Raw genomic sequence first — 22,682 nt, 5'->3', positions numbered from 1 at the left:
CTTTGTGACATCATTGGGTAACAAATCAAAAAATGTTCGCAGGAGGTGCGGAGGGTCCACCGGGCTTTTCCGTTCCCAGAAACACGTCTCAGGGGGTAGTCATGACAAGTTCAGAACGCGTTATCGATCCGATTGCACGGCGCCTCGCCAAGGCCGCCCTGCTCCTTTCCAGCTGCGCACCGGCACTGCTGGTGCCGACCGGCCCGGCCATGGCCCAGGAAGCCGCCGCGCCCGCAGAGGGCGATGCCGCCGACATCGTCGTCACCGGCTTCCGCAGCAGCCTTGCCAACGCCCTCGACGCCAAGCGCAACGATGTGCGCGTGACCGATGGCATCTCCGCCGAGGACATCGGCAAGTTCCCCGCCGAAAACATCACCGAGGCAATTCAGCGCATCTCCGGCGTCCAGATGTCCAACATCAACGGTCGCGGCGCGACGATCAGCATCCGCGGCCTTGGCCCGCAGTATGCGATGACCACGATCAACGGCCAGACCTTCAAGAGCGCCGACTTCACCGACGGTTTCCGCTACGATATCATCCAGACCGAACTCGCCAATGCGATCGAGGTCATCAAGTCGCCTACGGCGGCGATGGACACCGGTGGTCTTTCGGGCACGGTCAACATCTCCACGCCCAAGCCGCTGGACTACAAGGACCGCCAGATCATCCTGTCGGTGAAGGGCCAGAACTCCGAATATGCGGGCGGCAAGATCACGCCCAAGATCAGCGGCAGCTACGTCGACCAGTTCGCCGACGGCACCATCGGCGTCTACGCCAACCTGGGCTACCAGAAGCTGCGCGACCGCGCCGACTACATGTGGATGGACCGCTGGGCCACCACCACCGTCGATGGCGCGACCGTGCAGCTCCCGCGCCGTCCGCGCTACCGCCGCATCGACCGCGACACCGAGCGGCTGATGGCCAGCGGCGGCCTGCAGTGGAAGCCGTCCGACCGCTTCGAGATGAACGCGACGGCGATCTACGCGCGTGACAAGACCGACTACGACCTCAACCAGCAGGTCTTCCTGTTCGACACCTCGCGCATCACCGTGAACGAAGTGAACAACGGCGTCGCCACCAACGTGACCGCCACGAACTTCACCATGGAGAACAACCGCCAGCACGAGGACCGCGACCTCACCAGCCAGGGCTACACCCTTGGCGCCAAGTGGAACGACGGCACCGGCTGGGTCGCCAGCACCACGCTGAACTACACCAAGGGCACGACCTATCAGGACGAGCGCGCGGCGATCGTCGGCATCAACATCCCGAGCGCATCGATCGATTTCACCGATCCGAGCAACGTCAACTTCACCGTCGGCACGGACCTTACCGATCCGGGCCTGTACCAGCGCAGTTCGCTGCTGCGTAACGAGTACCCCAACGGTGCTACCCGCCGCATGAACTCGTCGGAGAAGTCGGCGCAGTTCGACCTCAGCCGCGAGGTCACCTTCGGGCCGATCTCGAAGCTGAGCGCGGGCGTGAAGTATCGCCACGAAACCTTCAGCCGCTACGTCTCGCGCCACGACATGGTGGCGCTCGCCAATGCGCCGAGCGCGACCAGCAGCGTCTTCCCGGACATGACGACGACCTACTACCCGGTCTCCGGCTTCCTCAACGGCGCCTCGGGCATTCCGACCTCGTGGATCGGCCCGGACCTCAACGCCTACGAAAAGGCGCTCGCCGCCGCCGGGATCGTCGTCCCCGACATCTTCGCGCCGGAAGCGAGCTACAACGTCGATCGCTACATGCCCTCGGTCTACGCGATGGCGGACATCGACACGACCATCGCGGGCATGCCGCTGCGCGGCAACGTCGGCCTGCGTTACGAGCACACCAAGCAGAAGGTGCTCGGCAACGTCACCGAGCCACGCACCGACGGCTACGAGGAAGTGCAGCAGAAGATCGGCGAGTACACGCTCACCCAGAAGTACGGCAACTTCCTGCCCAGCCTGAGCCTTGTGGCCGAGCCGGCCAACGACCTGCAGGTCCGCTTCGCCGCCGCCAAGGTCCTGGTGCGTCCGTTCATGGACTCGCGCACCTCGATGGCGCAGACGACCTCGACTTCGGCGAACACCGATCCGGTCGGCACCAATACGGTCACCGTCGATCTCGGCCAGGCCGGCCTCAAGCCGCTGACCGCCAAGCAGCTCGATCTGGGCGTCGAGTGGTACTACGACCACGGCAACGCGCTCTCGATCAACGGCTTCTACAAGTGGATCAAGAACGGTACGTATTCGTCGCTGGTCTGCCCGACCTCGTTCGACGGCACGGCGCTGTCGAGCAACGCGGGCGGTGAGTGCGTCGATACCTCGGGCAACATCTACGACATCACCCAGACGCTCAACGACCCCAGCACGATCCGCGTGAAGGGCTTCGAGGTCAGCTGGACGCAGTCGTTTGACCGGTTCCTGCCGGTGGACGGCTTCGGCATCATGGCGAACTTCACGCGCGTCTACCCGCAAAAGGTCGCGATCGGCACCGGCTACACCATCCGCAACCTGTCGAAGGTGACCTGGAACCTCGTGCCCTACTGGGAGAACGAGCACTTCAACATCCGCGCGGCGATCAACCACCGCAGCGGCTACGAGCAAAACAGCGCTGACAGCTTCTTCGCCTATGCCGGCCACGTCGTGAAGGCGCGCACGCAGGTCGACATCAGCGGCGGCTATTCGCCCAACGAATGGCTGAGCTTCTCGGCCGGTGTCATCAACCTCAACAACAGCCGCGAGGAAGCGTACTACACCGACTCCTCGATCTGGCAGGAGAGCAGCTTCTACGGCCGCAGCTTCTACCTTTCGGCGACGCTGAAACTCTGACATCGCCATGACGACAAGGTGCGTGCCCGGGTCTGTGCCGGGCACGCACCAACCTGTTCAAGACTGTTGCAAGGACTACCCCCGATGACCGCGATCCGCATCCCGCGTCCGTTCAAGAAGGGGAGCCTGCGATGGGCGGGCACCGCCCTGCTGCTGGCCACCGCCGCGCAGCCTTTCGCGGTCGCTGCGAAAGACAATGCTTTCACCGTTTCCCCGGCCCCCTCTCCTCCGGCCGGTGAACAGCCCGGCGTCGATTCCGCCGCCGCCGCGCTGGCCCGCTTCGGCATTCCGGCCGACAGGCTCTCCCTCAGTCTGAAGCCGGATGCCGGGGCGGCGCACTACCGCGTGCGCATCCGCGGCGGACATATCGAGGCCGAAGGCACCTCCCCCGTCGCGCTGGTGCGCGGTGTCGCCACCACGCTGGAAAAGCTGGGACGCTTGCACGTCAGCTGGGAAGGCCGCCGCCTGGGCGCGCTGGACGCCCTGCCGGACATGGACACCGGCGAAGTCGCCTCACCCTTCGCGCTGCGCGCCTACCTGAACACCTGCACGTACGGCTACACCACCCCCTGGTGGGGCTGGGATCGCTGGGAGCAGGAGATCGACTGGATGGCCGCGCACGGCGTCGATACGCCGCTGGCGATGGAAGGCCAGGAATACGTCTGGCGCGAACTCTGGCGCGAAAGCGGCCTGAGCGAGACCGCGATCGCCGAGGGCCTCTCCGCCGCGCCGTTCCTGCCGTGGCAGCGCATGGGCAACCTTGCAGGCTACCGCGCGCCGCTGTCGTCGGGCTGGATCGAGAAGAAGCACCAGCTCCAGCTGCGCATCCTCGCGCGCATGCGTGCGCTGGGCATGAAGCCGGTGCTGCCCGCTTTCGCCGGATACGTGCCCGAGGCATTCGCCAAGGCGCATCCCAAGGCCCGCATCTACAAGATGCGCGCGTGGGAGGGCTTCCCGCCGACCTATTGGCTCGACCCGTCGGACCCGCTGTTCACGCAGTTGGCCGCGCGGTTCGTGACGCTTTACAACCGCACGTATGGCGAGGGTGAATACTACCTTGCCGATGCCTTCAACGAGATGATCCCCCCGATCGCCGAGGACGGCAGCGACGCCGCTGCCGCCGAGTACGGGGACTCCATCGCCAACACCGCCGCCACCCGCGCGGCGGCATTGCCGCCCGCAGTGCGCGATGCGCGCCTTGCTGCGTATGGCGAGCGGCTTTACGGCTCGATCACCGCCGCCGCGCCCAAGGCCACATGGGTGATGCAGGGCTGGCTGTTCGGCGCCGACAAGGCGTTCTGGACGCCCGAGGCGATCGCCGCCTTCCTCAGCCGCGTACCCGACGACCGCATGCTGATCCTCGACATCGGCAACGACCGCTACCCCGGCATCTGGCAGAAGACCGACGCCTTCGACGGCAAGGCGTGGACTTATGGCTACGTCCACAATTACGGCGGCAGCAACCCCGTCTACGGCGACCTCGAGTTCTACCGCCGCGACATGGCCGCGCTTCACGCCGATCCGCGCAAGGGCCGCCTGACCGGCTTCGGCCTGTTCCCCGAAGGCCTGCACAGCAACTCGGTAGTCTACGACTACGCCTACGACCTCGCATGGGGCGAGCCCGACCGTCCGCTTGCCGACTGGCTGGGCGAGCACCTCAAGGCCCGCTATGGCGAAGCATCCCCGGCGCTGGTGAAGGCGTGGGAACAGGCGGCTGCGGGCGCCTATCGCACCCGGTACTGGGAGCCCCGCTGGTGGCAGCAGCACGCGGGCGCCTACCTGTTCTTCAAGCGCCCCATGGCGGAAGGCGCGGACTATCCCGAAGCGCCCGGCGACCCCGCCAAGCTGCGCGAGGGGATCACCGCACTGCTGGCCGCCGCGCCCGGCAAGCCGTCAAAGCTGCTCACATACGACATCGTCGATCTGACCCGGCATTACGCCAGCCGCGAACTCGACCATCTGCTCAAGGCGACGCTAGCGGCGTACCGGGACGGCAAGCTGGCCGAAGGCGACCGGACACGCGTCCGAATGGGCACGCTGGCACGGCGGATCGACCTCCTCGCGGGCAACCAGCAGGAAACGCTCGGCTCGTGGATCGCCGATGCACGCACTTATGGCGACACCCCCGCCGAGAAGGCCCGCTTCGAGGAGGAGGCCAAGGCCATCGTCACCGTCTGGGGCGGCGAAGGCCACTTGTCCGACTACGCCTCGCGTGCATGGCAGGGCCTCTATTCCGGCTACTACCTGCCGCGCTGGGAGAGCTTCCTCACCGCCCAGCGCGCTGCGGCCGCCGGCGGCAAACCACTCGACGAGCCCGCCACCCTCGGCGCGATTCGCGCATGGGAACAGCAGTGGATCGCAGACGGACGCCTGTGGAAGCGCAAAAGCCCGAAGGACCCGATCAGGCTTGTCCGTGACATCCTGAACGAGACCCAGCCGTGACCGCCGCCAAGCCGCAGCGCTTCGCCTCGCTCGACGTATTCCGGGGCGTCACAATCTTCCTGATGATCCTCGTCAACACGGCGGGTCCGGGCGCCCCCGCGTTCACCCAGCTGGTCCACGCCAAGTGGATCGGCTTCACGCTAGCCGATCTCGTGTTCCCGAGTTTCCTCTTCGCGATGGGCAACGCGATGAGCTTCGCCATGCGCAAGCCGATCGCCACCGGACCGTACCTCGCGAACCTCGCAAGGCGCGGGATGATCATCTTTGCGCTCGGCTTCCTGATGTACTGGTATCCCTTCGTCCAGCATGACGCGGACGGCTGGAGCCTAGCGCCCTTCGCGCTTACCCGGGTCCCCGGCGTGCTGCAGCGTCTGGCTCTGTGCTACGTTCTCGCCGGACTTCTGGTCCGCTGGCTGGACTGGAAAAAGCTGGTGCTCGCCTGCGTCGCCCTGTTGCTGGGCTACTGGGCGATCCTGCTGGCATTCAGCCTGCCCGGCGAGGCCTATTCCAAGACCGGCAATGCCGGGACCCTGCTGGACCTGTACCTTCTGCCCAAGGAGCATCTCTACAAGAAGGATGGCGGCTTCGACCCGGAGGGCTTCCTGGGCACCCTGCCCGCGACCGTCAACGTGATCGCCGGTTACCTCGCCGGTCTCGCCATCCTGCGCGCCGGTTCGCTCGAAAGGACGTTGCGGGCACTCTCGGTAGCCGGACTGGCGCTCATCGTGGCTGCTCTCGCCTGGAGCCCGTGGTTCCCGATCGCGAAGAAGCTGTGGACCGGCCCGTTCGTGCTGCTGACCGTGGGGCTGGCGCTGATCCTGCTGGCGCTCGCAAGCTGGCTGTTCGAGGTCAGGGGCGTACAGCGCGGCAGGCGCTTCTTCACGATCCTCGGCCGCAATCCGCTGGCGATCTACCTGTTTTCCGAACTCTTCGTGATCACCCTGAACCTCGTGCGAATTCCCGGCTACGGCGGGCTCTACGACTGGATCGGCATTGCCCTCTTCCAGTCCATCGTCCCCGGAGCAATCGGTTCGCTGCTATGCGCTCTGGCCTACACCATGGTCTGCTGGGCCGTTGGCTGGGCGCTCGACCGCAAGGGGCTGATCCTCAGGGCCTGAGCGCCGCCAGATCGCGCGCTACCCGCCTGAGCGCGGGCAGGTAGCGGGAGTGCAGGTCCGCCATCGACACCCGGTCCGCCTGCGTGCCGATGTTGACGGCGGCGATCACGCGGCCGTCGACGATCACCGGCACCGCCACCGATCGCAGCCCGCGCTCCAGTTCCTGATCCATGATCGCGTAGCCCTCCTGCGCGACGTGATCGAGTATCTCCAGCAAGGCCGAGGGTTCCGTCACCGTCCGGTCGGTGCGCGCGGTCAAGTCCGTCCGCCGCAGGTATGCCTGCTGCGTGGGCCTATCGAGGCCTGCCAGCATCACCCGCCCCATCGAGGTGCAGTAAAGCGGCAGGCGGCTGCCCACCCGCAGCGCGATCGACATGATCCGCGACACTTCGGCGCGCGCTACATAGTAGACCTCGTCCTCCTCGATCACACCGAGCGAGCAGGATTCGTGCAGATCGTCGCGCAACTGGTCGAGCAGCGGCTGCGCCCGCATCGCCAGGCTGCTTGACGAAAGGTACGCGAAGCCCAGCGCCAGCACCTTGGGCCGCAGCGCGTAGAGCGTCCCGTCCTGCACCGCGTAGCCGAGCCTGACGAGCGTATGCAGGCAGCGCTTCACCGCCGGGCGACTCAGCCCCGTCAAGCGCGCCGCCTGTGCGATCGTCATCGGCCGTTCGCTGTCCGCAAAACACCGCAGCACCGCCAATCCCCGCGCCAGCGAGGTCATGAACTCGGGATCGCCTTTCGCGTCCAACTGCCCGAAATCCTGCATGTGTCCACCTGAATGACCGATTACCGGACAATATCACGTTTACCGGTTGACGCAATCCGCCCGCAGGCAGACACGCAGGATCAACGTTCAACATAAAGCCTTTGGAGAGTCGGATGATCGACAAGGCCATCGACGGCGCCGCTGCGGCCGTCGCGGATATTCATGACGGCGCATCGGTGATGATCGGCGGTTTCGGCACCGCCGGCATGCCCGACGAACTGATCGACGCGCTGATCGCGCGCGGGGTGGGCGACCTCACCATCATCAACAACAACGCGGGCAACGGCGAGCACGGCGTCGCCGCGCTGATCCGCGAAGGGCGGGTGCGCAAGATCGTCTGCTCGTTCCCGCGCCAGTCGGATTCGCACCATTTCGACGCCGCCTACCGCGCCGGAAAGATCGAACTGGAACTGGTTCCGCAAGGCAATCTGGCGGCGCGCATCCAGGCTGCGGGCTCCGGCCTCGGCGCGATCTTCACGCCGACCGGCTACGGCACGCTGCTGGCCGAAGGCAAGGAAGTGCGCGAGATCGACGGCAGGCACTACGTGCTCGAATACCCGATCCAGGCCGACTTCGCGCTGATCAAGGCGCACAAGGGCGACCGCTGGGGCAACCTCGTGTTCCGCAAGACCGCGCGCAATTTCGGGCCGATCATGGCGATGGCGGCGAAGACCACCATCGCGCAGGTTTCGCAGATCGTGCCGCTGGGTGACATCGACCCCGAAGTGGTGGTGACGCCGGGCATCTTCGTGCAGCGCGTCGTCGCCATCGCGCCCGCCGCAATCGCCGTAGCGGCTTGAAAGGAGAGGATAATATGAACCGCCTTAACCGCGACCAGATGGCCGCCCGCGTCGCCCGCGACATTCCCGAAGGTGCCTACGTCAACCTCGGCATCGGCCTGCCCACCAAGGTCGCCAACTACCTCCCTGCGGAGCGCGAAATCTTCCTGCAGAGCGAGAACGGCCTGCTCGGAATGGGGCCTGCGCCCGCTCCGGGAGAGGAAGACTGGGAGCTGATTAATGCCGGAAAACAGGCAGTTACTCTGCTTACCGGCGGCTGCTACTTCCACCATGCGGACAGCTTCGCGATGATGCGCGGCGGGCATCTGGACATCTGCGTGCTCGGCGCTTTCCAGGTTTCCGTGCACGGCGACCTCGCCAACTGGCACACCGGCGAGCCCGATGCGATCCCGGCGGTCGGCGGGGCGATGGACCTTGCCATCGGCGCCAAGCAAACCTTTGTGATGATGGAACTTCTGACCAAGCAGGGCGAGAGCAAGCTGGTCGAGAACTGCACCTACCCCCTGACCGGACTCGGCTGCGTGTCGCGGGTCTACACCGACCTTGCGGTGTTCGACCTCGGCCCTTCCGGCGCGAGCGTGGTGGAGATGGTCGAGGGCCTCGAAATCGAGGAACTGCGCCGGATCACCGGCCTCGATCTGGCCTTCGCCAAAGATGCCGAGCCCGTCTGAGCAGGCGGCACCCAACGATACCATAACGGCACCTAACATACCCCCAAGGGGGGCAAAGGACTATCCCGACATGACCGAAGCCTTCATCTGCGACGCCGTACGCACGCCCATCGGTCGCTACGGCGGCGGCCTCTCGAAAGTGCGCGCCGACGACCTCGGCGCCGTGCCGATGCGCGCGCTGATCGCGCGCAATCCCTCGCTCGACCCGGCCGCGATCGAAGAGGTCTTCTACGGCTGCGCCAACCAGTCGGGCGAAGACAACCGCAACGTCGCGCGCATGAGCCTGCTGCTGGCGGGCCTGCCGCACACCGTCCCCGGCGTCACCCTCAACCGCCTGTGCGCTTCGGGCCTCGAAGCGGTCGGCACTGCGGCGCGGGCGATCCGTAACGACGAGATGGCGCTCGCCATCGCGGGCGGCGTCGAGAACATGACGCGCGCGCCCTTCGTCATGGGCAAGTCCGACGGTGCCTTCGGCCGCGCGCAGAAGCTGGAAGACACGACGATGGGCTGGCGCTTCGTCAACCCGGCGCTCGATGCGCTCTACGGCACCGAGACGATGCCGCGCACCGGCGAAAACGTTGCCGAGGACTTCGGCATCAGCCGCGCCGACCAGGACGCCTTCGCCCTGCGCAGCCAGCAGCGCGCCGCCGCGGCGCAGGCGAGCGGCTTCTTCGCGGAGGAAATCGTCCCCGTCACCGTGCCGGGGAAGAAGCGCGGCGAGACGCTGGAGGTGTCGATCGACGAACATCCCCGCGCCGACACCACGATCGAGACGCTGGCCAAGCTGAAGCCCTTGTTTGGTCCCGAAGGCACCGTCACGGCAGGCAATGCGTCCGGCATCAACGACGGCGCGGCGGCGATGTTCGTCGCCAGCGAGGCGGCGGCCAGGGCACATGGGCTGACGCCGCGCGCGCGTATCCTCGGCATGGCGTCCGTCGGCGTCGAGCCGCGCGTCATGGGGATCGGCCCCCTGCCCGCGACGCTTAAGCTGATGGAGCGGCTTGGCCTGACCATCGGCGACTTCGACGCGATCGAGTTGAACGAGGCCTTCGCCAGCCAGGGCCTTGCAGTCATGCGCGGGCTTGGCCTGCCCGACGATGCGCCGCACGTGAACCCCAACGGCGGCGCCATCGCACTGGGTCATCCGCTGGGCATGTCGGGCGCGCGCATCGCCATGAGCCTCGTGCACCAGCTGGAGAAGACCGGCGGCAGGCGCGGCCTCGCAACGCTGTGCATCGGTGTCGGCATGGGACTGGCGCTGGCGGTCGAGAGGGTCTGACGCCGCTCGGCCGGCCCGCCCGCGTATCCTCGATGATCGCCCGGGCGGCCTGCCTGTCCCTTGACCGATGTGGACAGGCGATGCAGCCATAGCCGCAGAGGCGGATCGCTTACGCCGGACGCCTCCGATCACCGCACGCTGCCGGCGGTGCGAAGGACCTGCCGATGCCGCTGATCGCCGATGCCGAGTTTTCGAAGCTCAACATTCCGCTGCTGCGCCATTTCCCGGAACTGGTGCAATCCCTCGGCGGCGATGTCGGCGAACTGCTGCCACTGGTCGGAATGGCAGCAAAGGACTTTCGCGACGACGCTGCGGAGCTGACTTATCCGCAGGCGATCCGGTTACTGGCGCTTGCCGCAGATCGCCTGAACTGTCCCGATTTCGGAATGCGGCTGGCGTTGCGGCAACGCGGCGGCGCGATTTTCGGGCCGCTGGGCAATACCATGCGCAATTCGAAGACATTCGGAGACGCCCTGCGCTTCGCCAGTGCCCATACGAACGCTCACAGCCGCGCCGCGCGTGTGTGGCTGCGACCCGAGCCTGAAGAGGGCACCATCTTTGCCGGGCACGAACTGCTTCTCGAAACCAGCCGCGACCGTATTCAGGCCATCGAACAGATTCTGCTGGTCGGCCATCTCGAGGCGATGGAGATGACCGGCGACTATGCCCGCGCGCGCAGTATCCATTTTCGGCATGAACCCGTGTCGCGACCGGCCGAATATCGCCGCTACTTCGGCTGCGACGTGCACTTCGGCGAGCCCGCAGACGGGATCACGTTCTCCGACCGGGACCTTGCCACCCCGGTGCTCACCCAGAACGCGCAGGTCCGCAGCGATCTGGTCGCCTACATCGAGAGGACTTTCCCGAAGCAGCGTCCACCCGTGGACGCCGAAGTGCGCGGGCTGATCCTGCGCAAGCTGACCCGGGACGACTGCGGCAGTGCCGAAATCGCCCGCACCCTCGCCATTCATCACCGGACCCTGCGTCGGCGACTGAAGCAGGAGGGCACCAGCTTCCAGGCGGTCAAGGACGATGTCCGCCGCGATCTGGCGCTGTACTACCTGCAGCAGACCGGTATCGATTTCCGCGGCATTTCCGAGAAGCTGGGGTTCGCGGAACAGGCAGTATTCTCCCGCAGCTGCAGGCGCTGGTTCGGCCAGTCGCCCACGCAGTTGCGCAGCCTACGCGCATCCGTCTCCAACATATCACCGTCATTACCGTGAAGTGGGAACCCATCTCCTGACGGCGCCTGTTGCACGATCGTCAGATGGGTCCCCGCCTTCGCGGGGATGACGAAGCAGGGTCAGGTGACGATGCCTTCACCCGTATCGATCACGCCCGCACCGCGATCTCGTACTGCTCGATATAGTCGCGAAAGTGCTCGCGGACGCCTTCGCGGCTGAGGCCGAATTCGGCCAGGTCATATTCGTGCTTGCCGTGCTTGCCCTTGGGGTTTGCAGCCAGGTAGGCTTCCATGGCTGCGCGGGCTTGCGGCGTGAAAGGCTCGTCGAACCTTTCGTAGATGCCCTGCGCCGTGGCGAGCGGGTCGCGCACCAGATCGCGATACTGCACGTCGAAGATCGCATCGTGCCCGTGCTTCGCACGAAAGGCGTTCGACCGCGCGATCATCAGGTCGAACGTCTCCAACAGATTCTCTCCGATGGCCCGAAGATCGACCTGATCGCTGTACATCCGCCGCACTTCCTTGACGAGGCTGCAGGCCGAGCCCAGCACTTCGACCGGATCGCGGTGCGTCATGACCAGTTGCGCGTCAGGAAACTCGGCCGTCAGGGCATCGAGGAACAACGGGTGCCAGGGGTTCTTGAGCGTCCAGCGCCCCGGGGCATTGGCCTGAAGCAGCTGCAGCAGCCGCTTTTCGTAGCGGAAGGCGGGCGCGTAGTCGGCCTCGTCCAGGAACCAGCGGTGGTAGCCCGGAATGTCCGCCTGGGAATCGTAGAGCTGCGCGCAGAACGACGGCGCCATGGCGAACTGGCACTCGGTCGGGCTGTCGGCCTCCTCGTAATGGATCGCGGCGATCTGCGGCGCGTACTTCAGCCCCTGCAGCGTTCGCGTCTGGCAGGCATCGTGACGGGGACCGGCGTGAAGTTCCTGCACCAGCGGCGGCGGCACCGAATCGAACGCTTCCCAGCGCAGGAACGCGCGGCGCGCCGGGTCGGCTTCCAGCAGGTTGATCGCCAGCGTGGTGCCGGTACGCGGAAGGCCGAAGACAAACAGCGGCTTCTCGACCGGGCGCTCCAGAAGTTCGGGGTGGCGCGCCAGCCAGTCCTCCACGCGCATCCGGTTCGCCATCGCGGCCACCAGTGCATCGACCGATCGCGCCATGCCCGCTTCGGTGAATCTGGCTTCGTCCTCGTAGGACTTCAGCAACACGCCAAGCCCTTCGAGGATCGCGGGATCGCCGAAGTCGCTCAATCCGGTCCGTTCGCTTGCCGCTGCGACGATGTCCTGCGCCTGCATGTCTTCTCCCTCATCCCGTGCCGCGTCATCGCGCGGCGTTCGGAGGGGATCATGAAGACATGGGGCACACTTTAGAAGCTACCCGCCGATCACCTTGGCGATATCGGGCGATCAGACCGAAAGGATCAGGGAATCGTCGCTGCGCGGGGGCGTACCGTCGTAGGAGGGCAGAGGCTCGAAGTGCTCGTTCAGCAGTTCCATCGACGAGAGGCCCGCCAGCTTGAACTGGCCGAGACCCGGCTCCTCGTCGCTGCGGCGTGCCTTCGCGGGGTTCATGGCACTGACGACAAGATCGCCGTGCCTTTCGAACAGCATGTGCGGGGCAAGCGTGATCGTGTTGCCGTTGTAACGCGCCGTCACGAACTTTCGCGTGGCTATGGCTTCCATCAGGGTGAGTCGTGGATCAGTCATCGGCACCGCAAATTGCACGGGTTGCCCAAAATGAAAAGCAAGGTTGCAACCGAAAACTCGCAGGACGGGCTTTCGGAAGGCCCCACGCGAACGGCTTGCAAATCGTGCGCGCAGCGAATAATCCCCCGCCCGTCCCTCCGAAAAGGGGGACACGATCGCGTTGGTGCCTTCCGAAAGGGGCTTAAAAGGGAACGCGGTGAGAGGGGCTACCCCTCGAAGCCGAGGCTGTCCCTGCAACTGTAAGCGGTGAGCGCGATGCATATCGCGGCAGGCCAATGTGCCCTGCCGCAGCCACTGGGCCGGACGCTAACTCCTGCGAGGCCTGGGAAGGCCGTGCATCGCGTGACGACCCGTAAGCCAGGAGACCTGCCAGCGTCCGGTCGCTCTTGCCTTGGTCCAGGGGATGGCCGCGGCACGGTGTACTCCGTCTGAGCGACGAACTTGCGGCCAGGCCGCAACGGTGGGTTTCGCCGGTCGCTCGTTCGCGCCCGGATTCCGCCGCTGCACCCGTGCGGGGGGACACCCCTCTCGCGGGAACCTGTCCGTTCGACTGGGAAACGCAACGGGGGTTACAACATGAATACGAGATCGCTTCTTTCCGGCCTGATCGCTTCGGGCGCGTCATTCTGCATGCTTGGCATGTCCGCGACTTCGGCGCAGGCGCAGGAAGCCGCCGAGACGGCGCCGGAGAATGCCAATAACACGGATGCGGGCAATATCGTCGTCACCGCGCGCAAGGCGGGTGTCCTGCAACTCGGCCAGCAGGCCGACGCCTCCAGCCGCCTCGGCCTCACGCCGATGCAGACGCCGGCCAGCGTCGACGTCATCACCAGGGAGATGATCCGCAGCCTGGGCGACCGCACCGTGGTTGCCGCAGCCGCGCGCGCGCCGGGGCTCATCAACAACAGCTCGGCCTTCGGTTACTCGCTGAGTTCGCGCGGGTTCACCGGCTACACCTCGGTGATGCAGCTCTACGACGGGATGCGCGTCTACACGACGACCACGCAGACCTTCCCCGCCGACCCGTGGATGGCCGAGCGGATCGAGGTCCTGCGCGGTGCGGCCTCGGTCCTCTATGGAGAGGGCGGCATCGGCGGCGCGATCAACGTCGTGCGCAAGAAGCCCAATACCGAGCAGTTCGAAGGCGAGGTCCGTCTCAGCGGCGGTTCATTCGATACTTATGCGGCGGCGGGCGGGATCGGCGGGCCGATCGGAGACAGGCTCTCGTACCGCGTCGATCTCAGCTACAACCGTTCGGACGGGTGGATGGAGCGCGGGCAATCGCGCAGTCTTGCGCTTTCGGCGGCGCTGCGCTGGCAGGCGCGCGACGACCTCGTGCTGACGCTGACGCACGACCGCGCCGACCTCGACCCGACGATCTGGTACGGCACTCCGCTGCGAGACGGCAAACTGGTGCGCGAAATCCGCAAGAAGAACTACAACATCGCCGACCGCTCGCTGCGTTTCGACGATGCCTGGACCCAGGCCAAGGCCGAATGGACACCGGCCGAGGGGGTGACGATCACCAACGTCGCCTACTACCTCACCGGCTTCAAGCACTGGCGCAATGCCGAGGGCTATGCCTGGTCCGGCGACCAGATCCGCCGCTCGAGCTATCTGGAGATTGTCTACAAGACGAAACAGTGGGGCGACCGCTTCAACGCGGTGTTCGATCATACGCTGCTTGGCATGGACCACCGCCTGAGCCTGGGCGGCGAGTACAACACCGGCTCGCTGCTGCGCACCGACAGTTCGCCCAACAGCCGCTTCGACCTCGTCGATCCTTACGACTATACGCCGGGCACGTTCCTCGACGGCACATTCGGCACCCGCTACAAGTACAAGACCGATGTGCAGCAATGGGCGCTGTTCGGCGAAAGCCGGCTCTCGCTGTCCGACCGGCTCTCGCTGGTGACGGGGCTGCGCTACGATCGCCCGAAGACCGAGCGGCACGATGCCCTCGATCCGGCGGCGGACTACACCGCCCGCTATCCGAGCACCAGCTGGCGCACGGGGCTGGTCTACAACCCCAGCGACACGATCTCGCTCTATGCGCAGTATTCGGCGGCGGCGGACCCGGTGACGGCGTTCCTCACGGCGACGCTGGCGCAGACCACCTTCGACGTTTCCACCGGGCGCCAGTGGGAGGCCGGGGTCAAGGCGACCTTCCTGGACGGACGCGGCGAGTTCACGCTGTCAGGCTATCGCATCGTCAAGAAGAAGATCCTGACCCGATCCGCCAACGATCCCACCGTGTCGGTGCAGGTCGGACAGCAATCTTCCTACGGCGTCGAGGCCTCGTTCGGACTGGCGGTGACGAAGGACTTCAGCGTGCTCGCCAACGGCACGATCCTGAACGCGCGGTACGACGACTTCGACGAACTGGTCGGCACCGCGCTGGTCAGCCGGGACGGCAACATGCCCATCGGCGTCGCGGAAAAGGCGGCCAACCTGTGGCTGTCATGGCGGCCGGTGCAGCCGCTGCATCTGGACGCGGGCCTGCGGTATGTCGGCAAGCGATACTCCGACGCCGCCAATACCCGGCGCATCCCGGCCTATACGCTGGTCGATGCTTCGGCCCGCTACGACCTTGCCGAGAAGACGAGCGTGACGCTCAACTTGCGCAACGTCTTCGACAGGATCTACGTCCAGAACAGCTACTCCACCTCGCAGTGGGTCCTGGGTGAGCCGCGCAGCGTCGCGGTCACCTTCGAGCAGCGGTTCTGACCGTGGCGGGGAGGCCGAAACCAGGGCGAGAGCCGAACTGGCGCGCCATCGCCGCGCGCGTGTTGGCGGCCACCGTCGGCGCCTACGCGCTGTGCTACGCGTGGATCGGCGCAGCCGTACGCGTGCTGCCGATGGACGGCGTTGACGCCAACATCCTCGCCACCTGCCTTGCCTTCATGGTGTTCGTCGCGGTGATCCTGCGGGCCTTCGCGGTCCGCAGCGTCACGCGCATCTGGTGCGAACTGCTCCTGGGCACGGCGCTGCCCATGGGCCTGCTGCTGGGGCTGGGGCGGTGAAGGACACCCTGCGCCAGTCGATGGGCTGGCTTCATACCTGGTGCGGGCTGCTGCTGGGCTGGGTGCTGTTCGGCGTCCTGCTGACGGGATCGCTGGCGGTGTTCTACACCGAGATCAATCTCTGGACGACGCCCGAACTGCGCTCTCCCGTCACCATCGACCGCACCCATGCGGTGCGAATGGGCCGCGCGTACCTCACCCGCGTCGCGCCCGATGCACGGCAGTGGCGCATCGTCATCCCCACCCCGCGCGAGCCGGTGCTCCGCCTCGTCTGGACCGACCGCGCGGGCAAGGCCACCACGCACCGGCTCGACCCGCAGACCGGCGCCCGCATCCCGCGCGACATGGACGCGGGGTTCTTCTTCATGCGCTATCACTACACGCTGGGGATCGATCGCAAGTCCAGCCAGCTGGGCTTCCTGATCGTCGGTGCGGCGGGCCTCGCCATGCTCGCCGCCTCGATCAGCGGCGTGATCATCCACAAGCGGATATTCCGGGATTTCTTTACCTTCCGCGCCGGGGCCTCGCGCCAGCGGGCGTGGATGGACGCGCACAACGTGCTCTCCGTGCTGCCGCTGCCGTTCCACGTCATGATGGCCTATACCGGCCTCGTCCTGATCTATTACGCCTACATTCCCGCCGGGGTCGCCATGCTGAACGGCGGCGATGTGAAAGCCTACCAGACCGCCGCCGCGCAATCGCTCTACATCGACCGCGGCATCGACGGCGACCGGCCGCCGGGCGCGCCCCGCCGCACCGTCGATCTGGCCGCGCTGTTGCCCCGCGCCGAACGGGCATGGGGCGGCGGACCTGCCGTGAACATCTATGTCAGCCAGCCCGACCGCGCCGATGCCGTGGTCGAGATCTGGCGCCAGCGCGACGACCGCATCGCCAACTTCCCCGACCGCGTGGACTTCGCAGGCTCCGACGGCAAGCTGCTGCGCGTGCTGGTGAAGCGCTCACCCGCAAGGGAGACGCAGGCGTTCCTTGCCGGGCTGCACTTCATCGAGTGGGGCGGCGCGGCCGCGCGGTGGCTCTATTTCCTCACCGGCCTTGCCAGCGCCGCGATGGTCGCGGCAGGACTGATCCTGTTCACCGAAAAGCGCGCCCGCAAGACGATGTCGCCGTTTCAGGCCATGGCGAGCCGGATCACCGTCGCCGCCGTAGCCGGTAACGTGATCGCCTGCGCGGCCTATCTCCACGGCGAACGGCTGCTGGCCCCGGGCATGGATGACAGGCGCGCCATGGCGGCCTCGGTCTACTTCCTGGCCTGGCTGGCATCCCTGATCCATGCCGGTCTACGCCCCTGGGGCCGGGCATGGGGCGAACAACTGCAGCTCGCCGCCCTGCTGTGCCTGTCGCTCCCGGTAACGAGCGCGCTGGCGAACCTCCCGCTCACGACGACGCTGCCGAGGGGCGACTGGATACGGGCCGGAGCGGACCTCACCGCTACCGCAATCGGCATCGTCCTGTGGATCGCGGCCGCGAGGGTGACGCGCCGTATGAACGCGCAGGTGAACCCATGATCGCGGCAACGTTCCTTTCGCTGCTGCTGGTTGCGGCGGGATTTCACGCGATCCGGCGGGCGAAGTCGCAGGACCGCGCCCACGCATGGCGGACAGGCGGCGCCATATTGCTCGCGCTGGCTTGCGCCGCATCGATGGCGGGCGCCGAGACCGCCCTCATCGGCGCGATGCTATGGCTGTTCTGCGTGCTGCCGCTGGCCGCGCTGCCCGAGATATTCGGCAGGCGAAACGGCAGGTAGCGCTCGCCGGATCCCCCCTGCTCAAACAACTTGCACGTGCAACCATATTAGTTTAGGCATGAAGCAATTCAGGAGAGACATCCATGCGTATTGCGTGCCTCGGCGGCGGACCTGCCGGTATCTACTTCGCGATCTCGATGAAGCTGCGCGACCCTGCGCATGAGGTCCACGTCTTCGAACGCAACCGCGAGGGCGACACCTTCGGCTGGGGCGTGGTGTTCTCCGACCAGACATTGGTGAACCTGCAGGCGAACGACCCGGTCAGCGCCGCCACCATCGTCGACAGCTTCGCGCACTGGGACGACGTGGACGTCACCGTGGGCGAGAACACCGTCAGTTCCTCCGGCCACGGCTTCATCGGCATCGGCCGCAAGCACCTGCTGCAGATACTGCAGGCCCGCGCGGGCGAGCTGGGCGTCGTGATGCACTTCGAGACGCAGTTCGACGCGGACCTGTCGCAGTTCGCGGACTTCGACCTGATCGTGGCGGCGGACGGCATCAATTCGATGGTGCGCACCGCCAACGAAGAGAAGTTCGGCGTCGATATCCAGACAAAGACCAACAAGTTCTCCTGGCTGGGCACCACCAAGCTGTTCGATGCCTTCGCCTTCATCTTCGAGAAGACTCACGCAGGCTGGATCTGGGCGCACGCCTACCGCTTCGACGAGACGCATTCGACCTTCATCGTCGAATGCTCGCCCGAAACGTGGACCGGCCTTGGCCTCGACGCCATGGAGCAGGCCGATTCGATCGCGCTCTGCGAGACAATCTTCGCGCGCCATCTGGACGGCCACCCGCTGATCTCCAACGCCACGCACTTGCGCGGTTCGGCAGCATGGATCAACTTCCGCCGCGTGATCTGCAAGCAGTGGTCGTTCGACAACGTCGTGCTGCTTGGGGATGCCGCGCACACCGCGCACTTCTCGATCGGTTCGGGCACCAAGCTGGCGCTGGAAGACGCGATCAAGTTGGCGCAAGTGCTGGACCGCCCCGGCATCACGGGGCGCGAGGAACTGGCCGCCGCACTCGCCGAATATCAGGAGGAGCGCCATGTCGAGGTGCTCAAGATCCAGAACTCGGCGCGCAATTCGACCGAGTGGTTCGAGACGCTGGACCGCTACCTCGGCTTCGACCTGCCGCAGTTCGCCTATTCGCTGATGACCCGCTCGCAGCGCGTCAGCCACGAGAACCTGCGCCTGCGCGACGCCGCCTGGCTCGAAGGGCTGGAACGCTGGTTCTGGGCGGGCAACGAAGGGCGCAACGTGCCGGTGCAGCCGATGTTCACGCCTTATACCCTGCGCGGGATGACGGTGCCCAACCGGGTGGTGATCCCGGCGATGTTGACTTATTCCGCCGATGCGGACGGCTACGCCAACGACTTCCACTCGGTCCACTACGGTTCGCGCGCGCTGGGCGGTGCCGGTCTGGTGGTCACGGAAATGCTGGCCGTGGCGCCCGAGGGCCGCACCACCCCCGCCTGCCCCGGCCTGTGGCATGACGGTCAGGCCGAGCGCTGGACCGCCTTCAACCAGTTCGCGCACCAGCACTCGGCGGCGAAGACCTGCGCGCAGATCGGCCATGCCGGTGCCCGAGCCGCGTGTCAGGTGCCCGGTGAAGGTGTGGGCTACGACGTGCCGATGGACGCGCCGTGGCCGATCGTCTCCGCCAGCGCGCAGGCGTGGCGCAAGGGCGGCACGGTCCCGCAGGCATTGGACGCGAAGGGCATGGACCGGATCGTCCAGCAATTCGTCGCGACCGCCATGCTGGCCGACAAGGCCGGCTTCGACATGCTCGAAGTGCAGGCGGGCCACGGCAACCTGCTCTCGGCCTTCATCACCCCGGTAATGAACGCACGTGACGACGTCTTCGGCGGCTCCCTTGAAAACCGCATGCGTTTCCCGCTGCGCGTGATCGAGGCCGTGCGCGCCGCATGGCCGCAGGACAAGCCGCTGGCGGTACGCATCTCGGCCAACGACTGGGTCGGCGAAGCGGGCGTGACCCCTGCCGAGGCGGTCGAGATCGCGAAGCTGCTGCGCGCGGCGGGCGTGGACATCGTCGACGTTTCCGCCGGTGAGACCGCGCCCGAAGGCCGCCCGGTCTATGGCCGCATGTTCCAGACCCCGTTCGCCGATCAGATCCGCAACGAGGCAGGTGTGCCGACGATCGCGGTGGGCAACATCGCCGATGCCGATCAGGTCAACTCGATCCTGACGGCGGGCCGCGCCGATCTCGTCGCGCTGGGCCGCACGCACCTGTTCGACCCGGTGTGGACGCTGCGCGCGGCGGCCTCGGCCGGGTATGAGGAACAGCCGATCCCCGCGCCCTACAAACTGGGCCAGCAGATGGCGATGCGCGCCGCGAAACAGGCGGAGGGCGCACGAGCCTGACCCTCGCGCCCCGCGGCCGGGGCTTCGACAAGCTCAGCCTGAGCGGAATTGGGAGGTTCATTCCAACCCCGCTCACCCTGAGCCTGTCGAAGGGTCTGCTTCAACGCAGGGTTGCTTGCCCGAAAGAAACTTTATGCCTGCAGGAATCGACATAATCGCATCCCCCGCTATGGAACCTCCTGGAGAACGAGGAGCCTTGGCGACGATGGAAAAGACGATTCCCGGCAGCATCGCGCCGTCCGGCACGCTCGACTTGCGCGTCTGGGTGCGCCTGCTCGACTGCGCGAAGATCATCGAGAAGCGCCTGCGCCGCAATTTCGAGGACCAGTTCTCCACCACCCTGCCCCGTTTCGACATCCTCGCGACGCTCGACCGCGCGCCGGACGGCCTGCGCATGGGCGAACTGTCGCGCGCGCTGCTGGTGTCGAACGGCAACGTCACCGCGATCGTGCGCCAGTTACAGGAACAGGGCCTCGTCTCTTCGTACACCGACCCGGAAGACGCCCGCTCCGCCATCGTCTCGCTCACGCCGAACGGCCGCGTCCAGTTCGCCGTACTGGCAGAGGCCCACCACGGCTGGGTGCGCGAAGCCCTCGCCGACTTTCCCGAGGACAGCCAGCGCCAGCTTCTGACCCTGCTGACCCAGCTCAAGACTTCCATTCTCTAGGACCTCTCGCCGATGCCTTTCACCACCTCCACGCAAGTGCGCTTCGCGCATGTCGACCCAGCGGGGATCGTCTTCTACCCCCGCTACTTCGAGATGCTGAACGGCGCGGTGGAAGACTGGTTCGCGCAGGACCTCGGCATGGACTTCGCATCCATGCATCTGGAACACCACATCGGCGTGCCGACGGTGAAGCTGGACGTCGAATTCGTCTCGCCCAGCCGCCTCGGCGACCGGCTGGACATGACCATCACCGCCAAGCGGCTTGGTCGTACCAGCTGCGGGATCGAAGTCGTGTTCGCCGGTGAAGGCCGCGACCGCCTGCGCGCGCAAGTGGTGCTGGTATGCATGGACCTGAACGACCACCGCCCGGTCGAATGGCCCGCCCACGTGCGCGAAAGGATCGAGGCGGGGCTGGTTCCGGCCTGACCCACGCACAATTCCACTGGTTCATGGAGGCTTAAGCGGCGATAGGCTTCTCGTTCGCACTTATCGCCCAGGATCCACGACCAATGCAATCGACGCCGCCCCAGTGGGCCACGACCGTTCCCACTGGCACCGCGACGCCTGTTGCCGCGATCACTCCGGCGCTCGTGGAACTGCGCCGCTCCGGCCCGGCGATCCGGCCGCAGGTCTGGGGCGCGATGCTGCTGAGCCTTGCCGTCCTGACCGTGCTGATGCACCGGGCGCAACTCGTCATCGATCCGTGGCAGGCGGGCAATCGGCCATTCTACGCCGCCGGGCTGCTCGCCCTGCTCGCGCGCTTCGTCCTGCCCCGAACCAGTTGGCGCCATGCGCTGCCGCTCGCGCATTTCAGCGAGTACGCCGCGATCTTCACGATGATCTCGCTGATGGGCGCGACCGCCAGCTACCCGGTGGCGGCCCTGACCAGCGGCTATGCCGACTCGCGGTTGCAGGCGATCGACGTGGCCATGGGGTTCGACTGGGTGAGCCTCTACCGCCTCGTCGCCGCGCATCCGGTGCTGCAGGCGGTGGGCACGGTGGTCTATCGCAGCATTTACGTCACCCCCGTAGTGCTGCTGTGGTGCGCGGCGCGGGGCGAGCGGCATGACGAGGCCTATCGCTTCATCGCCGGGTTCTGGCTGGCCACCATCATCACCCTGCTGCTGTTCAGCCTGATGCCCGCCATCGGCCCGTTTTCCTACCTGTGGCATGCTGCGATCCCCTACATGCCCGAAAGCGAGCAGTGGCAGGAGGGCCTGATCCCGGCGCTGCGGGCCTATCAGGTCCATATTGTCGACCTTGGCCATTTGCGCGGCATCGTCTCGGCGCCGAGCTTCCACACGGCGGCGGCGGTGCTCTACATCGCGGCGGGCTGGCGCATTCCAGCGCTGCGCTGGTGGATCGTCGGGCTCAACGCCGGGATGCTGCTGTCCACGCCGGTCGAGGGTACGCATTACCTTGTGGACATGGTGTTCGGCGCGGGTGTTGCAGGGATCGCCCTGTCGCTGATGGCCTGCCACCCGCGGCTGACAGCCTAGGCTGCGTGGACAAATTCGGACAGTGAGCAAGCGCCCCTTGTAGGTCACTCAGTATCAGATGAGTCCGCTCCGAAAGCAGTCGTGGCGGCGGCTTCGCGCCTTGGTTTGCGCCGAATGCGGCCGAGTTCATCCAATACTCTCACCCTCTTCAAGGGGAGCCCCATATAGTCGGTGGTGGAACGATGGCCGTTCTGGTCTGAGACAGTGAGGAATACCCGAGGTTCAAGAGCATTTGCATCAAACACCGCTGACAGGCTTTCAAAGTCTGCGACTTGCGCCCCATTCTGCTGGCAGAATTTTGGCAACACTTCCGCAAATCGAGCAGCCGCCGCTTTCAGATTGTCCGAAGCCTCGCCTCGGACGATACAGCCGCGAAGGAAATCCACCTCGATCACGCCGTTGGATGACGATGCGGCTTCACTGAAAACGTCCATCGGGTGATAGCCGATCACCAAGCCTAAGCCACTGGCCATTGAATCAGCGAGGTTATGCCCAATTGCACAGAGGCGATCATGTTTCATGCCAAGATAGTGTCAGGTTTACTGTCCGCTTAC

The 22,682-nt window shown here is 66.0% G+C and carries 19 protein-coding genes and 1 riboswitch; of the genes, 15 read left to right on the top strand and 4 right to left on the bottom strand.

Annotated elements, in window-relative coordinates; genetic code table 11:
- The first annotated feature begins 101 nt into the window (after positions 1 to 101).
- The 3 genes from BES08_RS24540 to BES08_RS24530 all read left to right on the top strand — a co-directional run bounded on the left by BES08_RS24540 (position 102) and on the right by BES08_RS24530 (position 6,379).
- Complete coding sequence (locus tag BES08_RS24540) at positions 102 to 2,819, top strand: TonB-dependent receptor (RefSeq protein ID WP_008830754.1); 2,718 nt, start codon at positions 102 to 104, stop codon at positions 2,817 to 2,819.
- Positions 2,820 to 2,903: 84 nt separating this feature from the next.
- Positions 2,904 to 5,261: an alpha-N-acetylglucosaminidase gene (locus tag BES08_RS24535; RefSeq protein ID WP_081799034.1), complete on the top strand. Its 2,358-nt coding sequence runs from the start codon at positions 2,904 to 2,906 to the stop codon at positions 5,259 to 5,261.
- Positions 5,258 to 6,379 (top strand): acyltransferase family protein, encoded by a 1,122-nt coding sequence (locus BES08_RS24530; RefSeq protein WP_069709552.1) that lies wholly within the window; start codon positions 5,258 to 5,260, stop codon positions 6,377 to 6,379. The genes BES08_RS24535 and BES08_RS24530 overlap by 4 nt, the downstream gene beginning before the upstream one ends.
- Here BES08_RS24530 and BES08_RS24525 read toward each other — a convergent pair.
- Positions 6,369 to 7,148 carry an IclR family transcriptional regulator domain-containing protein gene (locus BES08_RS24525; protein WP_036526594.1) on the bottom strand — a complete coding sequence of 260 codons (780 nt, stop codon included), beginning with the start codon at positions 7,146 to 7,148 and terminating at the stop codon, positions 6,369 to 6,371. The two genes, BES08_RS24530 and BES08_RS24525, sit on opposite strands and share 11 nt — an antisense overlap.
- 113 nt (positions 7,149 to 7,261) lie before the next feature.
- On the opposite strand from BES08_RS24525, the gene BES08_RS24520 reads away from it, so the two are divergent.
- The 4 genes from BES08_RS24520 (at position 7,262) to BES08_RS24505 (ending at position 11,121) form a co-directional block, all read left to right on the top strand.
- Complete coding sequence (locus BES08_RS24520) at positions 7,262 to 7,948, top strand: 3-oxoacid CoA-transferase subunit A (RefSeq protein WP_008831925.1); 687 nt, start codon at positions 7,262 to 7,264, stop codon at positions 7,946 to 7,948.
- Between the two features lie 14 nt (positions 7,949 to 7,962).
- Positions 7,963 to 8,619: a 3-oxoacid CoA-transferase subunit B gene (locus BES08_RS24515; protein WP_008831924.1), complete on the top strand. Its 657-nt coding sequence runs from the start codon at positions 7,963 to 7,965 to the stop codon at positions 8,617 to 8,619.
- Positions 8,620 to 8,689: 70 nt separating this feature from the next.
- The gene (gene pcaF / locus BES08_RS24510) at positions 8,690 to 9,898 is read left to right on the top strand and encodes a 3-oxoadipyl-CoA thiolase (RefSeq protein WP_008831923.1); all 1,209 of its coding nucleotides are present in this window, start codon (positions 8,690 to 8,692) and stop codon (positions 9,896 to 9,898) included.
- Between the two features lie 164 nt (positions 9,899 to 10,062).
- Positions 10,063 to 11,121 (top strand): AraC family transcriptional regulator, encoded by a 1,059-nt coding sequence (locus BES08_RS24505; protein ID WP_008831922.1) that lies wholly within the window; start codon positions 10,063 to 10,065, stop codon positions 11,119 to 11,121.
- A gap of 109 nt (positions 11,122 to 11,230) precedes the next feature.
- Here BES08_RS24505 and BES08_RS24500 read toward each other — a convergent pair whose 3' ends face one another.
- A complete protein-coding gene (locus tag BES08_RS24500) occupies positions 11,231 to 12,376 on the bottom strand; it encodes a sulfotransferase family protein (protein WP_008831921.1) in 1,146 nt (381 codons plus the stop codon).
- A 111-nt stretch (positions 12,377 to 12,487) separates the two neighbouring features.
- A complete protein-coding gene (locus BES08_RS24495; protein ID WP_036526596.1) occupies positions 12,488 to 12,787 on the bottom strand; it encodes a hypothetical protein in 300 nt (99 codons plus the stop codon).
- A gap of 146 nt (positions 12,788 to 12,933) precedes the next feature.
- Positions 12,934 to 13,175, top strand: a riboswitch (cobalamin riboswitch).
- Positions 13,176 to 13,363: 188 nt separating this feature from the next.
- Between BES08_RS24495 and BES08_RS24490 the strand changes: the two genes are divergently transcribed.
- The 8 genes from BES08_RS24490 to BES08_RS24455 all read left to right on the top strand — a co-directional run bounded on the left by BES08_RS24490 (position 13,364) and on the right by BES08_RS24455 (position 22,128).
- The gene (locus tag BES08_RS24490; RefSeq protein ID WP_051586890.1) at positions 13,364 to 15,514 is read left to right on the top strand and encodes a TonB-dependent receptor; all 2,151 of its coding nucleotides are present in this window, start codon (positions 13,364 to 13,366) and stop codon (positions 15,512 to 15,514) included.
- 2 nt (positions 15,515 to 15,516) lie between these two features.
- Positions 15,517 to 15,810 carry a hypothetical protein gene (locus BES08_RS24485; RefSeq protein WP_069709551.1) on the top strand — a complete coding sequence of 98 codons (294 nt, stop codon included), beginning with the start codon at positions 15,517 to 15,519 and terminating at the stop codon, positions 15,808 to 15,810.
- The gene (locus tag BES08_RS24480) at positions 15,807 to 17,336 is read left to right on the top strand and encodes a PepSY-associated TM helix domain-containing protein (protein WP_081799036.1); all 1,530 of its coding nucleotides are present in this window, start codon (positions 15,807 to 15,809) and stop codon (positions 17,334 to 17,336) included. The genes BES08_RS24485 and BES08_RS24480 overlap by 4 nt, the downstream gene beginning before the upstream one ends.
- On the top strand, positions 17,333 to 17,575 hold the full coding sequence (locus tag BES08_RS24475; protein WP_036526598.1) for a hypothetical protein: 243 nt from the start codon (positions 17,333 to 17,335) through the stop codon (positions 17,573 to 17,575). The genes BES08_RS24480 and BES08_RS24475 overlap by 4 nt, the downstream gene beginning before the upstream one ends.
- An 83-nt stretch (positions 17,576 to 17,658) precedes the next feature.
- Complete coding sequence (locus BES08_RS24470) at positions 17,659 to 19,962, top strand: bifunctional salicylyl-CoA 5-hydroxylase/oxidoreductase (protein ID WP_069709550.1); 2,304 nt, start codon at positions 17,659 to 17,661, stop codon at positions 19,960 to 19,962.
- A 205-nt stretch (positions 19,963 to 20,167) separates the two neighbouring features.
- Positions 20,168 to 20,629 carry a MarR family winged helix-turn-helix transcriptional regulator gene (locus BES08_RS24465; protein ID WP_036526695.1) on the top strand — a complete coding sequence of 154 codons (462 nt, stop codon included), beginning with the start codon at positions 20,168 to 20,170 and terminating at the stop codon, positions 20,627 to 20,629.
- Positions 20,630 to 20,641: 12 nt separating this feature from the next.
- Positions 20,642 to 21,055: an acyl-CoA thioesterase gene (locus BES08_RS24460; protein WP_036526601.1), complete on the top strand. Its 414-nt coding sequence runs from the start codon at positions 20,642 to 20,644 to the stop codon at positions 21,053 to 21,055.
- An 83-nt stretch (positions 21,056 to 21,138) separates the two neighbouring features.
- The gene (locus tag BES08_RS24455; RefSeq protein ID WP_036526602.1) at positions 21,139 to 22,128 is read left to right on the top strand and encodes a phosphatase PAP2 family protein; all 990 of its coding nucleotides are present in this window, start codon (positions 21,139 to 21,141) and stop codon (positions 22,126 to 22,128) included.
- A 44-nt stretch (positions 22,129 to 22,172) separates the two neighbouring features.
- Here BES08_RS24455 and BES08_RS24450 read toward each other — a convergent pair whose 3' ends face one another.
- Complete coding sequence (locus tag BES08_RS24450; protein ID WP_155986204.1) at positions 22,173 to 22,649, bottom strand: hypothetical protein; 477 nt, start codon at positions 22,647 to 22,649, stop codon at positions 22,173 to 22,175.
- Positions 22,650 to 22,682: the final 33 nt, after the last annotated feature.

The organism is Novosphingobium resinovorum (assembly GCF_001742225.1).
Classification (GTDB): domain Bacteria; phylum Pseudomonadota; class Alphaproteobacteria; order Sphingomonadales; family Sphingomonadaceae; genus Novosphingobium; species Novosphingobium resinovorum_A.
The sequence above is the reverse complement of the archived record's forward strand: the minus strand, read 5'-3'. Positions and strand labels throughout refer to the sequence as shown.

What these genes read in the sequence shown, in the direction of transcription:
- BES08_RS24540 (WP_008830754.1), top strand. Translation starts at nt 102, where the DNA reads ATGACAAGTTCAGAACGCGTTATCGATCCGATTGCACGGCGCCTCGCC.
- BES08_RS24535 (WP_081799034.1), top strand. Translation starts at nt 2,904, where the DNA reads ATGACCGCGATCCGCATCCCGCGTCCGTTCAAGAAGGGGAGCCTGCGA.
- BES08_RS24525 (WP_036526594.1), bottom strand. Translation starts at nt 7,148, where the DNA reads ATGCAGGATTTCGGGCAGTTGGACGCGAAAGGCGATCCCGAGTTCATG.
- BES08_RS24520 (WP_008831925.1), top strand. Translation starts at nt 7,262, where the DNA reads ATGATCGACAAGGCCATCGACGGCGCCGCTGCGGCCGTCGCGGATATT.
- BES08_RS24515 (WP_008831924.1), top strand. Translation starts at nt 7,963, where the DNA reads ATGAACCGCCTTAACCGCGACCAGATGGCCGCCCGCGTCGCCCGCGAC.
- pcaF (WP_008831923.1), top strand. Translation starts at nt 8,690, where the DNA reads ATGACCGAAGCCTTCATCTGCGACGCCGTACGCACGCCCATCGGTCGC.
- BES08_RS24505 (WP_008831922.1), top strand. Translation starts at nt 10,063, where the DNA reads ATGCCGCTGATCGCCGATGCCGAGTTTTCGAAGCTCAACATTCCGCTG.
- BES08_RS24500 (WP_008831921.1), bottom strand. Translation starts at nt 12,376, where the DNA reads ATGCAGGCGCAGGACATCGTCGCAGCGGCAAGCGAACGGACCGGATTG.
- BES08_RS24495 (WP_036526596.1), bottom strand. Translation starts at nt 12,787, where the DNA reads ATGACTGATCCACGACTCACCCTGATGGAAGCCATAGCCACGCGAAAG.
- BES08_RS24490 (WP_051586890.1), top strand. Translation starts at nt 13,364, where the DNA reads ATGAATACGAGATCGCTTCTTTCCGGCCTGATCGCTTCGGGCGCGTCA.
- BES08_RS24475 (WP_036526598.1), top strand. Translation starts at nt 17,333, where the DNA reads ATGATCGCGGCAACGTTCCTTTCGCTGCTGCTGGTTGCGGCGGGATTT.
- BES08_RS24470 (WP_069709550.1), top strand. Translation starts at nt 17,659, where the DNA reads ATGCGTATTGCGTGCCTCGGCGGCGGACCTGCCGGTATCTACTTCGCG.
- BES08_RS24465 (WP_036526695.1), top strand. Translation starts at nt 20,168, where the DNA reads ATGGAAAAGACGATTCCCGGCAGCATCGCGCCGTCCGGCACGCTCGAC.
- BES08_RS24460 (WP_036526601.1), top strand. Translation starts at nt 20,642, where the DNA reads ATGCCTTTCACCACCTCCACGCAAGTGCGCTTCGCGCATGTCGACCCA.
- BES08_RS24455 (WP_036526602.1), top strand. Translation starts at nt 21,139, where the DNA reads ATGCAATCGACGCCGCCCCAGTGGGCCACGACCGTTCCCACTGGCACC.
- BES08_RS24450 (WP_155986204.1), bottom strand. Translation starts at nt 22,649, where the DNA reads ATGAAACATGATCGCCTCTGTGCAATTGGGCATAACCTCGCTGATTCA.